This window comes from Actinomadura kijaniata NBRC 14229, assembly GCF_001552175.1.
Taxonomy (GTDB): Bacteria; Actinomycetota; Actinomycetes; order Streptosporangiales; family Streptosporangiaceae; genus Spirillospora; species Spirillospora kijaniata.
Map to the genome: position 1 here is coordinate 20,729 of NZ_BCQR01000004.1, position 12,960 is coordinate 33,688.

Genomic DNA, 12,960 nt, shown 5'->3' on the forward strand with positions numbered 1-12,960 from the left:
CTCCGGGGGTTGCTTGCGTACGACGGAACGTACGGCTGGAGACACCCGTGCCTGGGCACGGATGTCCTGCGCGCTGCCTCCCATCCGGACTTTCACCGTCGGTCCCGGAATTCCACCGGGTCAACCGGCCGATGGCTTCGGCCGGGTCGCGGACTGTCACCGCCGGTTCGGACTTTCACCGACCCCGGAGCACGCTTTCACTGCTAGGCAACCAGTGTGCCATGCCGCGCATTCCCGGGACCCTGTGAAACTCGCCACGGCCACAGTTGGACAACCAAGCGCTCGCTTGTTTACCGGACGGCGACGCGCAGCCCGCCCGGGACGGCCGTGACGGCGGTCAGATCGGGCACGACCACGTCCGCCTCGGCCAGTTCGGCGGCGGGATGGCTGGTGGCGACGGCCAGGACGGCCGCCCCGGCGGCGCGGCCCGCGCGCACCCCGGCCGGGGCGTCCTCGACGACCACGCACCGCGCCGGGTCCACGCCGAGCCTGCGGGCGGCCAGCAGGTAGCCCGCCGGGTCGGGCTTGCCGCGCTCCACCTCCTCGGCGGTCACGACCACCCGCGGCAGCGGAACGCCCGCCGCGCCCGTGCGCTGGAGGAGCGCGCCCCGGTCCATGGAGGTGACCACCGCCCACGGCAGCCCGTCGAGCGAGGCCAGCAGGCCCACGGCGTTCGGCAGCGCGGCGACGCCGTCGCTGCGGGACGCCTCCAGCTCGTCCAGCCGCGCGGTGGCGGCCCGGACCCGGTCGGGCGGCAGGAACTCGGCGATCCGGTCGCTGGTGCGGCGCCCGTGCGCCCCCTCCAGGAAACGCGCCGGGTCGATGCCGTACTCGGCGGCCCACTCGTGCGCGGCGGCCTCCACCAGCGGGGTGGAGTCCACCAGGGTGCCGTCCACGTCGAACAGCACCGCCGCGCAGGGCAGGTCGAGAACGTCGGTCATGGGGTCGGCTTCCCGTTCGCCTTCCGGGGGCGCCGCCGGGGCGCCCCCGCGGTTCGTGTCAGGACCAGTCGGCGTTCGCGGTGGCGGCCTCGGCCTGGGCGCGCAGCTTGCGGACGGCCTCGGCGGGGTCGTCGGCGTTGTAGACGGCGCTGCCCGCCACGAACACGTCCGCGCCCGCCTCGGCGCAGCGCTCGATGGTCTCGGCGCTGACGCCGCCGTCCACCTGGAGCCACACCGGCTTGTCGGCGTCGCGGATCAGCTTCCGGGCGCGGCGGACCTTCGGCAGCACCATGTCCAGGAACTTCTGGCCGCCGAAACCCGGCTCCACGGTCATCAGCAGCAGCATGTCCACCTCGCCGAGCAGGTCGGCGTAGGTCTCCACGGCGGTGCCGGGGTTGATGCCGAGCGACGCGCGGGCCCCGGCGGCGCGGATGGCCCGCAGGGTGCGCACGGGAGCCCTGGCGGCCTCGGCGTGGATGGTGACGCTGCCCGCGCCCGCCTCGGCGTAGGCCGGGGCCCACCGGTCCGGGTCCTCGATCATCAGATGGCAGTCCAGGGGCAGGCGGCTGCTCTTCAGCAGCGCCTCCACCACCGGCAGGCCGAGGGTGAGGTTGGGCACGAAGTGGTTGTCCATCACGTCGACGTGCACCCAGTCGGCGGCGTCGGCGATGCGCTCGACGTCGGCGCCCAGGTTGGCGAAGTCGGCGGACAGGATGCTGGGAGAGATCTGCGGAGCCATGATGCCCCCGAGTCTATGAGGGGCCGCCGCTCACCTGGTCACCGCCCGCCGGTCGGCGGGCGCGCCGGCCGGGGCGCACGCCCCCCGGGTGGCCAGGCCGAGCCGCACGAACGCCTCCGGCGCCCCGGCCGCCGCCCACAGCCCCAGCACGGCCTGCACGCAGAACGCCTGCACCGGCTGCTCCCCCAGGAACAGCCCCACCGAGTAGATCCCCGCCGCGCCCGCCGCGCCGACCGGGATCCGCGCCAGCCTGCGCCACGGGTCGCCGCCGGGGTCGCACCAGCCGCGCCGGGCGGCCACCGACAGCCCGGCCAGGATGCCCGCCAGCCCGCCGGCCGCCCCGGCGGCCTCCGCCAGCGTGACCGGCTCGGCCGAGCCGCCCGCCGCGGCGATCCGCCGCACCCACTCGGCGGGCCACCGCCAGCCGTCCAGCGCGAACCGCAGCGCCGCCCACGCGGCCACCAGGCACAGCAGCCCGATCGCCAGGGACAGCGCGAGCTGGGTCCACAGCGGCTGCCGCGCCCAGCGGGGCGCCACGCGCGGCTCCAGGTACAGCCCGCCGGCCAGCACCAGGCCGCCGACCGCCCACCCGGTGAGGACCTGCGCGAACGAGTGCACGCCCAGATGGATCCGGGAGTACCCGATCAGCACGATGATCACGACGGCGCCCGCCCACACGGCGCGGCGGCGGGACCGGCTGCCCAGGAACCCCCAGGCCACCACGGCGTTCTGGGCGTGCCCGGACGGCATCCCGAACGAGTCGCGCCCCTCGTGCCCGGTGACCCCCGGGTCGGTCCAGAACGGCCGGGGGTCGTGGAACCACAGCTTGGCGACGGTGTTGACGGTCGCGTTCACCGTCAGCAGCACCGCCGCCCGCGCGCCCGTGCGGGGGTCCACGCACCAGTAGACGACCACCAGGAGCGGCAGGTAGAACGCCGCGCTCCCGATGAACGACATGACGTGCATGAACTCGGTGAGCACAGATCTCCCCCGGCGTGTTCGGGCTCCCGGCGTCGTCTCGACCCCGGTCGGTGGACATCAGGTGAACGTCCGGCCGACACGTAAAGGATCCCTGGGGGGCGGGAGTCTAAACGTGGCGGCCTAACGGCGGCGCAGCAACGCCAGGAACATCGCGTCGGTGCCGTGGCGGTGGGGCCACAGCTGCGCCCAGGGGCCGTCGCCGACGCCGGTCAGCTCCGGGGCGACCGCCCGCAGGACGGCCGGGGAGTCGAGGCGTTCGACGTCGTCGCGGTCCGCCAGGACGTCGTCGAGGACGACGCGGGTCTCGGCGAGGTGCGGCGAGCAGGTCACGTAGGCGACCACGCCGCCGGGGCGCACGGCCTCCAGCGCGCGGGCCAGCAGCCGGCGCTGGAGGGCGGCCAGCTCGGGGACCGAGCCGGGACCGCGCCGCCAGCGGGCCTCGGGGCGGCGGCGCAGCGCGCCCAGGCCGGTGCAGGGCGCGTCCAGCATGATCCGGTCGAACGCGGCGGGCCGCCAGGCCGGGGCGGTGCCGTCGGCGACGATCACTCCGGCGCGCGCGTCCACGGCGTGGCCGACCAGGGCGGCGCGGTGCGGCTGGAGGTCGGCGGCGAGCAGCCGGGCCCCGCGCCGGGTGGCGATGGCCGACAGCAGCCCCGCCTTGCCGCCGGGACCGGCGGCGATGTCGAGCCAGCGTTCGTCGCGGCCCTCCAGCGGCGCCTCGGCCAGCGCGAGGGCGACGAGCTGGCTGCCCTCGTCCTGGACGGCGGCGCGGCCCTCGCGGACGGCGGCGATGGCCGACGGGTCGCCCTCGGGCAGCACCGCGGCGGTCGGCGCGTGGGACCCGGGTTCCGCGCCCGCCTCGTACAGCTCCTCCAGGCTGGCGCGGCCGGGGCGGGCGACGAGGGTGACGCGGGGACGGGCGTTGTCGGCGGCGAGCAGGTCGCCGATCTCGGCCCGGTCGGCGCCCAGCGCGTCGCGCATCGCGTCCACGATCCACCTGGGGTGGCTGTGCGCCAGCGACAGCCGGGTGGTCTCGTCCGCGTCGGCCGGGGCGATGATCTCCAGCCAGCCGTCCAGGTCGCGGGTGGTGACCTTGCGCAGCACGGCGTTGGCGAACTTGGCCTGGCCGGGGCCCGACACCGAGCGCGCCAGGTCCACGGCCGTCCCGACGGCGGCGTGCGGCGGGATGCGGGTCGCGAGGATCTGGTGGGCGCCGAGGCGCAGGACGTCCAGCAGCTCGTCGTCGACGCGGCGCAGCTCGCGGTCGCTGCACAGCGCCAGGATCGCGTCGTAGGTGCCGAGGCCGCGCAGGGTGCCGTAGGTCAGCTCGGTGGCCAGGGCGGCGTCGCGGCCGGTCAGCTCGCGGTCGGCGAGCTTCCTGGGCAGCAGCAGGTTGGCGTAGGCGTCGCGGTCCTGCACGGCGCGGACCACGTCGAACGCGGTGCGCCGGACCAGGTCCTGCGGGCGGCCGGTGCGGCGCGGGCCGCCGGGGCGGCGGTTGTCGCCGCCCTTGCCCCGGCGGTCTCCCCGGTGGTTGCGGGTGGGCGGCATCAGTGCAGCGTGTCCTTAGCGTTCAGGTCGAGGCCGCGGGCCCAGTCGGCGGCGTCCATCATCCGCTTGCCCTGGGGCTGGACCCGGCCCAGCGCGACCGGATGGGTGGCGGTGCCGGCCAGCAGCGCCTTCTTGGTGACGTGCAGCTCTCCGGGGGCGAGCGCGACCTCGGCGTCCGGCGCGGGCCGGACGGGACCGAGCTTGAGGCGGGCGTCGCGGAACGTCGTCCACGCGCCGGGCGCGGGCGTGCAGGCCCGCACCAGGCGGTCCACGCGCTGGGCGGGCGCGGTCCAGTCGACCCGCGCGTCCTCGGGGGTGATCTTGGGGGCGTGGGAGACGCCCTCGGCGGGCTGCGGCCGGGCCTCCAGCACGCCGTCCTCGATGCCGTCCATGGTGTCCACCAGCAGCCGCGCGCCCGCGACGGCCAGCCGGGACAGCAGTTCCCCGGCGGTGTCGGTGGGCTGGATCGGCTCGGTCAGCACGCCGTAGACGGGCCCGGTGTCCAGGCCCTCCTCGATCTGGAAGGTGGCCGCGCCGGTCATGTCGTCGCCGTGCAGGACGGCGTGCTGCACCGGGGCCGCGCCGCGCCAGGCGGGCAGCAGCGAGAAGTGCAGGTTGACCCAGCCGTGCCGGGGGATCTCCAGCGCGGCGGGCTTCAGCAGCGCGCCGTAGGCGACGACCGGGCAGCAGTCCGGCGCGATCGCGCGCAGGCGGTCCAGGAACTCCGGATCGCTCGCCTTGGCGGGCCGGAGGATCTCCACCCCGGCCTCGGCGGCGCGCTGCGCGACGGGGCTGGCGACCAGCCTGCGGCCGCGTCCGGCCGGGGCGTCGGGGCGGGTGACGACGGCGGCGACCTCGTGCCGCGACGCCAGCAGCGCCTCCAGCGCGGGGACGGCGGTCTCGGGAGTACCGGCGAAGACGAGTCTCAAGGTCAGATGGCCTTCCCGAACGTGCGGTGCGGCGACTCCTTGACCACCGGGGCGGTCTCGCCGAACCACTCGGCCTCGCGGATCGCCTTCATCGCGGCCTTGCGCTGCTCGGGGTCCATCCGGTCGACGAACAGGACCCCGTCCAGGTGGTCGGTCTCGTGCTGGACGCACCGGGCCAGCAGGTGGGTGCCCTCCAGGGTGATCGGCTCACCGTGCATGTTGAAGCCCTTGGCGACGGCCCGCACCGCGCGCGGCGTCGGGAACGCCAGCCCCGGGATCGACAGGCAGCCCTCGTCGTCGGTCTCGGTCTCCTCCGACAGGTCGAGGCTCGGGTTGACCAGGTGGCCGAGGCGGTCGTCGACGTAGTAGGTGAACACCCGCAGGCCCACGCCGAGCTGCGGCGCGGCCAGCCCCGCCCCGGGCGCGTCGATCATGGTGTCGGTGAGGTCCTTGACGAGCTGGCGCAGCTCCTTGTCGAAGTCCTTCACCGGTTCGGCGGGCGTGCGCAGCACGGGGTCGCCGAACAGGCGGATGGGCTTGACGGCCAACGAGGGCTCCGTTCCTGCGGTCTTCCTGGCGGGTGGTCGGTGTCCAGGGGTCCCAGTCTACGGAGCGGTCAGCCGCGCCCGCGCACCGAGCGCGCCTTGTGGGCGGCGGTCCGCGCGGCCTTGGCGACCGTCCGGTCGGGGTGGTGGGCGCCCAGGGCCTCCAGGACGCGGGCGGTGTCGGGGTGCTCGCTGCGCCACAGCTCCTCGGCGAACGCGACCATGTCGGCCTCGGCGGGGGCCCGCAGCAGCGCGGCGGCGACGGCCTCGCGCGGCTCGGCGGTCTCCAGCATCCCGGCGACGGTGTCGACGAACATCCACAGGTAGTCGTCGCGGGACGGCTCGTCGGCGGCCAGGCCCCGTTCCGCCAGCCACAGCAGCGCGTAGGGGCGGACCGGCTGCCCGTCGGCGGCGGCGCGGACCCGCGGCTCGGCCTCGGGGCCGAGGCGGCCCAGCACGGCGGCGGCCAGGTTGCGGCGGCCGGGCCCGCCCTCGGCGATGACCGCCAGCAGCCCGTCGGCGGCGTCGGCGGCCGGGCGGGCGGCGAGCCAGCGCCCGATCTCCTCGTCGGCGGTGTCCTCGCGGTGCCAGACCAGGCCCGCGACCAGGTCGGCGGCCGGGGCGTCGGCCAGGTCGCCGACCACCGGGGCGAGGAACCCGTCGGCGCGCAGCAGCTCCCGGACGCCCCACACGCCCAGCGGCGTCAGCACCAGGCCGTCGGGGACGCCCTCGACCACGCCCCAGGCGGTCAGGTCGGCCAGCTCCAGTTCCAGTCCGGCGGCGACGGTCGCGGCGATCGCGGCGGGCTCGGCCAGCTCGTAGGAGTCGGCGATGTGCGCGGTCAGCGCCTCGGCCAGCTCCTCGGGGGCGGAGGGGCCGTCCTGCTCGTACAGGCGGATGAGGACGCCGGTCAGCTCGTTCTGCACCAGCTGGGTCGGGTCGAGGCCGTCCTCGCCCTCGTGCTCGGGCACCACGGCGGCGTCGAACAGCTTCAACCAGGTCTCCAGCGCGGCCGCGTCGTCGCCGTCCAGCGCGGCCAGGCCCGGTCCGGCCTGCGCCCGCCCGCCGGAGGTGGTGATCACCTCGGCCTCCAGCGCGGCCCACCACAGCCGTTCCAGCTCGGGCAGGCCGCCCAGGTCCGCGACGTCCGCGGCGCGGCGCGGCGTCGCCAGGCCCAGCTCCCCGAGGGCGGCCAGCGCGTCGGCGACGGACGGCTCGTCGTGCTCGTCGACGGCCCGGCCCTCGGCCCACCGCGCCACGGCGCGGACCTGCGCGGTCAGGCCGGAGGCGCGGGCGGCGGCGGCGAGCTCGGGCTCGGGCGCCAGCCGGACCGGCGGCACGGCCAGCTCCCCGGCCCGCCGCAGGTAGTCCTCGGTGCGGGCGACGCGCTCCTCCTCCGGCAGCTCCTCGAACGCCGCCAGCCACTCCTCGACGGCGGCCTCGTCGTCCAGGTCGACCCCGTCGGCCGCCATCAGCCCGGTGATCATCTCGGCGGCGGCCTGCCGTTCCGGCGAGTCGGCGGCGACGACGGCCTCGGCGAACGCGGGCGCGATCCCGTCCAGCTCGGTGAGCAGGGCCGCGGCGCGGTCGGCGGGGACCAGGTCGCGGTCGCGCAGGTACGCCGCCAGCCCGCGCACGGTGTCCAGGATGGCGGGCACCTCCTCGGCGGAGGCGACCACCACGGCGGGGAAGACCTCCAGCAGCAGCGTCCGCAGCGTCGCGGGGTCCAGTTCGCCGGGCCCGGTCAGCCCCGCCTGCTCCTGCGCGAGCTCCAGCAGGAGCCGCGCCCCCTGCGCGTCGACGGCGCCGCCGCGCTCCTCGCTCCAGCGCCGCAGGTCCTCGCTGGTCGTCTCCACCCACTTCTCGGCCACCCGCGAGAGCCTAGTGCCCCGCGCGGCGCCGCACGCTCAGATGAGCTCCAGCGGGTCGATCCGCACCCGGACCGTCTCGGGGGCCTTGCGGGCGCTGCGCACCCCCTGGGCCTCCTGGAGCGCCCTGGCCAGGGCCGGGCCCGCCGGGCGGGGGACGCGGACCAGGGCGCGTTCCCGCTCCTCGGCGGGGTCGGCCGGGCCGGGCCCCGGCGGGGGCCCGGCCGGGACGGGGCCGAGGACCTCCGCGCCGCCGGGCAGGCGGGTGTCGGCCAGCAGCTCGCGGATCGCGGCGGGGGTGCCGGTGAGGGAGGCCATGCGGACGGCGGGCGGGAACCCGGCCTCCTGGCGTTCGGCGAGCTCGCGTTCGGCGAAGGTGACCGGGTCCCAGCGGATCAGCGCCTGGACGGCGGGCAGCGCGGCGTCGGCGGAGACCACGACGGGGCCGCCGGGGCGGACCAGGGCGGCGGCGTTCATCCAGCGGCGCAGCGTCTCCTCGGCGGCGCGCAGGTCGGCGCGGCCGAGCAGGGCCCAGCCGTCCAGCAGCAGCGCGGCCGCGTACCCGGCGTCGGCGGGCGGTTCGGCGCCCGGCGTGGCCACCACCAGGGCGCGGTCGTCGGTGACGCGCTCCAGGACCGCCTCCCGGCCGGAGGTCCGCACCGGGACGCCGGGGAACGCGCGCCCCAGCTCCTCGGCGGTGCGCCGCGACCCGACGACCATCGCCCGGAACTGGAAGTGGCCGCACTCGGGGCAGTGCCAGTCGCCCGCCAGGTGCCCGCACCAGCGGCAGTAGGGCGTCCCCTTCTGGGACGGCAGCGCCAGGGGGCCCTGGCAGGTCCGGCAGTGCGCCGGGGTGCGGCAGCGCACGCACGCCAGCGCGGGCAGGTAGCCGCGGCGCGGGACCTGCACCAGCACCGGGCCGTCGGCCAGGGCGCGGCGCGCGGTCTCGAACGCCAGCTTCGACAGCCGGGCGGCGCGGGCGGCCTCGTCGCGGGCCAGGTCCTGGTCGTCCCCGGCGGCCCGCACGCGCGGCATCACCGCCCGGACGGTGGTCCGGTCGGCGGCCAGCGCGTGCGCCCATCCGGTCTCGATGAGCTGGGTGGTGTCGGTGGTCCGGGTGAACCCGCCGATCAGCGCGCCCGCCCCGCTGCGGTGGGCGCGCAGCGCCAGGACCTCGCGCGGGTGCGGGTAGGGCGCGTGCGGCTCGGCGTGCACGTCGTCGCCGTCGTCCCAGAGCACGACCAGCCCGAGGTCGTGGACGGGCGCGAACATCGCGGCGCGCGTCCCCACGACCGCCCGGACGCCGCCCCGGCTGATCGCCAGCCAGTTCCGGTAGCGCTCGGTGGGCGGCAGCGAGGCCATCAGCCGTACGTGCCTCCCCTCGCCCAGCTCGGCGGTCAGCGCGGCGTCCACCCGGGCCACGTCGTGCGCGTCGGCCATCACGACCAGCGCGCCGCGCCCGCTCTCCAGCGCCGCCGCCACGGCGCGCGCGATGGCGGCGGTCCAGTCGGGGCCGGGCAGCGCGGTCCACACGGCGCGGGGGGCGCCGCCGCCCGCCAGGGCGTTCAGGAACGAGGGCCCGGCCGGGTAGCGGGCCCACGGCCCCGGTCCCCCGGGCTCCGGCGCGTCCCCGGGGGCGGGGCGCGGCGGCTCGGCCTCCACCCGGGCGTGCCGGGGCGGGATCGCCAGCCGCAGCACGTCGGCCAGGGTGCCCGCGTACCGGTCGGCCACCTCCCGCGCCAGCGCCGCGATCTCCGGGGACAGCACCGGCTCGGCGGAGGTGACCCGCTCCAGGAACGCCAGCCGCCCGTCGTGGCCGCTCTCGGCGACCCGTTCCAGGAGCAGCCCGTCCACGAGCTGGCCGGCGAACCGCACCCGCACCCGGCACCCCGGCACGGCGGTCCCGGCCAGCTCGGTCGGCACCAGGTAGTCGAACGGGCGGTCCAGGTGCGGCAGCGAGATGTCCACGGCCACCCGCGCGACGGGCAGCTCGGCGGCGGGCTCCCGCACGCCCTTGCGCCTCCGCTTGCCGGGTTTGGCCTTCCCGGCGGGCCTCCCCGCCGCCTTCCCGGCCGTCTTGCCGGTCGCCTTCGCGGCCGTCGTCTCCGCCGCCCCCGCCGGGACGTCCGCCAGCCCCGGGATCAGCTCCGCTCCCCCGCCGTCCTTGGTCACGCCCCCGTCCTACCAGATCAGACCGACACCCCCGCCCACCTCCGCCCGCGTCACCCGGTTTGAACTCCCGGGTGCCGATCTTGGATCATGACCGGATATCCCCCGCGCCCCTCCTGTCTCCTATAACCCCTAGGCCACATCAGTGACGACCGCGCCTCCCTCACCCGCGACGACCCTTCCGGTCCGGTCACGACCGGCCCTCCCCACCCCTGCCGCCGCACCGGGGCGCCGCCGGGGATGGCGGCGGTGGACCGATCCGCGCGACCCCGTGACGGCGGCGACGCTGCTGTCGGCCGCGCTGCACCTGGCGTGGGCGTTCCTGCTGTTCACCGAGGGCGGGGACCTGGCGGCGCAGGCGGCCTGGACGCGCTTCGCCGGGGAGCACCCCGGCGCGGCCTACAACATGGCCTGGTACGGGGGCATGCACCCGGTCTCCTACAGCGTGCTGTCGCCGTACCTGATGGCGTGGCTCGGCATCCGCACGGTCGCGGTGGCCGCCGGGACGCTGAGCACGACGCTGACGGCGGCGCTGCTGGTGCGGTTCCGCGTCCCGGTGCCGCTGGCGGCGTCGCTGTGGGCGGCGGTGGCGCTGTGGTGCAACGCCGCGTCCGGGCGGGTGACGTTCGGGCTCGGGCTGGTGTTCGCGCTGGTGGCGGTGGCGGCGGCGTTCACCCGGCGGGGCACCCCCGCGCTGCGGGGCGCCACGATGGCCGCCGGCGGGGTGCTGGCGACCATGGCCAGCCCGGTGGCGGGGCTGTTCCTGCTGGTGGTGGCCGCCGCGCTGTTCCTCACCGGCCGCCGCCGGGCGGGGGTCGCGCTGGCGGTGGGCATGCCGCTGGTGGTGGGCGTGACGACGCTGCTGTTCCCGTTCAGCGGGGTGCAGCCGATCGGGTTCGCCTCCATCGTGCTCCCGACGGTCACCAGCGTGGTCGCGGTGCTGCTGTGCGCGCCGCGCGAGTGGACGGTGCTGCGCGTCGGCGCGGGCGTCTACCTGCTGGGGGTCGCGCTGACGTTCGCCGTCCCCTCGCCGGTGGGCAGCAACGTCGAGCGCCTGTCGCTGCTGTTCGGCGGCGTGGTGCTGCTGGTGTCGGCGGCGCGGCTGGTCCGGCGCGGCGGGTTCGCCGCGCACCGGGGGCGGCTGGCGGCGCTCGGGGCGGCGTTCCTGGTGACGGCGGGCTGGATGGTCGTCAAGCCGGTGCAGGACATCGTCCACACCCGGCCCGCCGCCCGGTCGGCCGCGCACGCGGGCGGGCTGGTCGCCGAGCTGGACCGGCGCGGGGCGCGGCGCGCCCGCATCGAGGTCGTCCCGCTGCGGTCCCACTGGGAGTCGGCCGGGCTCGCCCGCCACTACGTCCTGGCGCGCGGCTGGAACCGGCAGGTCGACGCCGAGCGCAACGCCCTGTTCTACGACGAGGGCGCCCTCACCCCCGCCTCCTACCGCGACTGGCTGCGCACCTGGGGCGTGCGGTACGTGGTGCTGCCCGAGCAGGAGATCGACTGGTCCTCGCGCGGCGAGGCCGACCTGGTCCGCGCCGGCCAGCCCTACCTGCGGCAGGTCTGGCGCGACGGCTACTGGCGGCTGTACGAGGTCGCCGACCCCGTCCCGCTGGCCGCCGCCCCCGCCACCGTCGCCCGGATCGACGCCGGCGAGCTGGTCGTGGACACCCCCGCGCGCGGCGCCGTCCTGCTGCGGATCTCGTGGTCCCCGTGGCTGGGGGTGCGCGGCGGCCCGGCGGGCGCGTGCCTGTCGCGGGACGGGGACTTCGTCCGCCTGCACGCGCCCGGACCGGGCCGGTACCGCGTCAACGCGACCTACCGGCTGCCGCGCGGCACCGCCTGCTCCTAGTCGGCCCGCTCCCCGGCGGCCAGCTTCTCGTAGCCGACCAGCCGCACGCAGGTCGCCAGGCCCTCGATCGCCTGCTCCAGCTCGGCCAGGTCGGGGAAGCTCGGCGCGATGCGGATGGTGCTGTCGCGCGGGTCGTCGCCGTAGGGGTGGGTCGCTCCCGCGGGCGTCAGCGCGATCCCGGCCTCGGCCGCGCGCCGCACCACCTCGCGGGCGCAGCCGTCCAGCACGTCGAGCGCGACGAAGTAGCCGCCCTTCGGGGCCGACCAGGTCGCCAGGCCGGTGCCGCCGAGCCGTTCGGTGAGGATGCGGTGCACCGCGTCGAACTTGGGCCGCAGCAGCTCGCGGTGCCTGGCCATGTGCGCGCGGACGCCGTCGGCGTCCCGCAGGAACAGCGCGTGCCGCAGCTGGTTGACCTTGTCGGGGCCGATCGAGCGCTTGCCGCTGTAGCCGGTCAGCCAGGCCACGTTCGCCGGGGAGGACCCGAAGAACGCCACGCCCGCGCCCGCCAGGGTGATCTTGGAGGTGGAGCCGAACACGAACACCCGGTCGGGGTTCCCGGCCGCCGCGCAGGCCGCCAGGACGTCGGCGATCTCGACCTCCTCCTCGGTGAGGTGGTGCACCGCGTAGGCGTTGTCCCAGAAGATCCGGAAGTCCGGCGCGGCCGTCGGCATCGCCGCCAGCCGCCGCACCGTCTCGTCGCCGTAGCTGACCCCGCTCGGGTTGCTGTACTTGGGCACGCACCAGATGCCCTTGACCGCCGGGTCGGCGGCGGCCAGGCGCTCGACCTCGTCCATGTCGGGACCCTCGGCCGTCATCGGCACCGGGATCATCTCGATGCCGAACCGCTCGCACAGCGCGAAGTGCCGGTCGTAGCCGGGCACCGGGCACAGGAACGCGATCCGCTCCTCGTCCGCCCAGCGGCGCGCGGCCCCCGGCAGCGTGCCCAGCAGCGCGTGCACCAGGCAGTCGTGCATCAGCTCCAGGCTGGAGTTCCCGGCGGCGACGAGCTGCTCGACCGGCACCTGGAGGTGGCCGGCGAACGCCTCCCGCAGCTCGGGCAGGCCGAGCGGCGCGCCCTGGTAGTTGCGGCAGTCGGTGCCGTCGGAGGCGGTGTGCCGGTCGCCGGGCAGCCGCAGCAGGTCGGCCGCCAGGTCCAGCTGCCGCGCCGACGGCTTGCCCCGCGTCAGGTTCAGCGACAGGCCCCGGTCGACCAGGGCGGCGTAGTCGCGCCGGGCCTCGTCCAGGCGCGTCGACAGCGATTCGGGCGTTACGGCGGTCACGGAAGCGTCCTTCGGCTCGCGGAAAGGTGGCAACGCCGCTGAACGCTACAAGCGCCCAGCGGCCTCGCACAAACGCTATCTCGCCTGGTGAGAACGCATCGCCCGATG

10 protein-coding genes and 1 riboswitch are annotated in these 12,960 nt (G+C 76.7%); of the genes, 1 reads left to right on the forward strand and 9 read right to left on the reverse strand.

Features of this window, described 5'->3' with window-relative positions:
* Positions 1 to 66 precede the first annotated feature (66 nt).
* Positions 67 to 197, reverse strand: a riboswitch (FMN riboswitch).
* 93 nt (positions 198 to 290) lie between these two features.
* From AKI01S_RS01270 to AKI01S_RS01305, 8 genes are all read right to left on the reverse strand, one after another.
* Entirely contained in the window at positions 291 to 941 is a 651-nt protein-coding gene (locus tag AKI01S_RS01270; protein ID WP_067811327.1) for an HAD-IA family hydrolase, read from the reverse strand.
* A 58-nt stretch (positions 942 to 999) separates the two neighbouring features.
* The gene (rpe, locus tag AKI01S_RS01275; protein WP_067811330.1) at positions 1,000 to 1,680 is read right to left on the reverse strand and encodes a ribulose-phosphate 3-epimerase; all 681 of its coding nucleotides are present in this window, start codon (positions 1,678 to 1,680) and stop codon (positions 1,000 to 1,002) included.
* Between the two features lie 30 nt (positions 1,681 to 1,710).
* Positions 1,711 to 2,661 (reverse strand): phosphatase PAP2 family protein, encoded by a 951-nt coding sequence (locus AKI01S_RS01280; RefSeq protein ID WP_067811332.1) that lies wholly within the window; start codon positions 2,659 to 2,661, stop codon positions 1,711 to 1,713.
* Between the two features lie 120 nt (positions 2,662 to 2,781).
* Entirely contained in the window at positions 2,782 to 4,212 is a 1,431-nt protein-coding gene (locus AKI01S_RS01285; RefSeq protein WP_067811334.1) for an RsmB/NOP family class I SAM-dependent RNA methyltransferase, read from the reverse strand.
* Positions 4,212 to 5,141: a methionyl-tRNA formyltransferase gene (fmt, locus tag AKI01S_RS01290; RefSeq protein ID WP_067811337.1), complete on the reverse strand. Its 930-nt coding sequence runs from the start codon at positions 5,139 to 5,141 to the stop codon at positions 4,212 to 4,214. Before fmt ends, AKI01S_RS01285 begins: the two co-directional genes overlap by 1 nt.
* A 2-nt stretch (positions 5,142 to 5,143) precedes the next feature.
* Positions 5,144 to 5,689: a peptide deformylase gene (def, locus tag AKI01S_RS01295; RefSeq protein ID WP_067811338.1), complete on the reverse strand. Its 546-nt coding sequence runs from the start codon at positions 5,687 to 5,689 to the stop codon at positions 5,144 to 5,146.
* A gap of 68 nt (positions 5,690 to 5,757) precedes the next feature.
* On the reverse strand, positions 5,758 to 7,557 hold the full coding sequence (locus AKI01S_RS01300) for a hypothetical protein (protein ID WP_067811341.1): 1,800 nt from the start codon (positions 7,555 to 7,557) through the stop codon (positions 5,758 to 5,760).
* 36 nt (positions 7,558 to 7,593) lie between these two features.
* Complete coding sequence (locus AKI01S_RS01305; RefSeq protein WP_067811344.1) at positions 7,594 to 9,726, reverse strand: primosomal protein N'; 2,133 nt, start codon at positions 9,724 to 9,726, stop codon at positions 7,594 to 7,596.
* 268 nt (positions 9,727 to 9,994) lie between these two features.
* Between AKI01S_RS01305 and AKI01S_RS01310 the strand changes: the two genes are divergently transcribed.
* Positions 9,995 to 11,572 (forward strand): DUF8823 domain-containing protein, encoded by a 1,578-nt coding sequence (locus AKI01S_RS01310; protein ID WP_174567339.1) that lies wholly within the window; start codon positions 9,995 to 9,997, stop codon positions 11,570 to 11,572.
* On the opposite strand, the gene AKI01S_RS01315 is transcribed toward AKI01S_RS01310, so the two are convergent.
* The gene (locus tag AKI01S_RS01315) at positions 11,569 to 12,852 is read right to left on the reverse strand and encodes an aspartate aminotransferase type Ic (RefSeq protein WP_067811349.1); all 1,284 of its coding nucleotides are present in this window, start codon (positions 12,850 to 12,852) and stop codon (positions 11,569 to 11,571) included. The genes AKI01S_RS01310 and AKI01S_RS01315 overlap by 4 nt on opposite strands.
* Positions 12,853 to 12,960 lie beyond the last annotated feature (108 nt).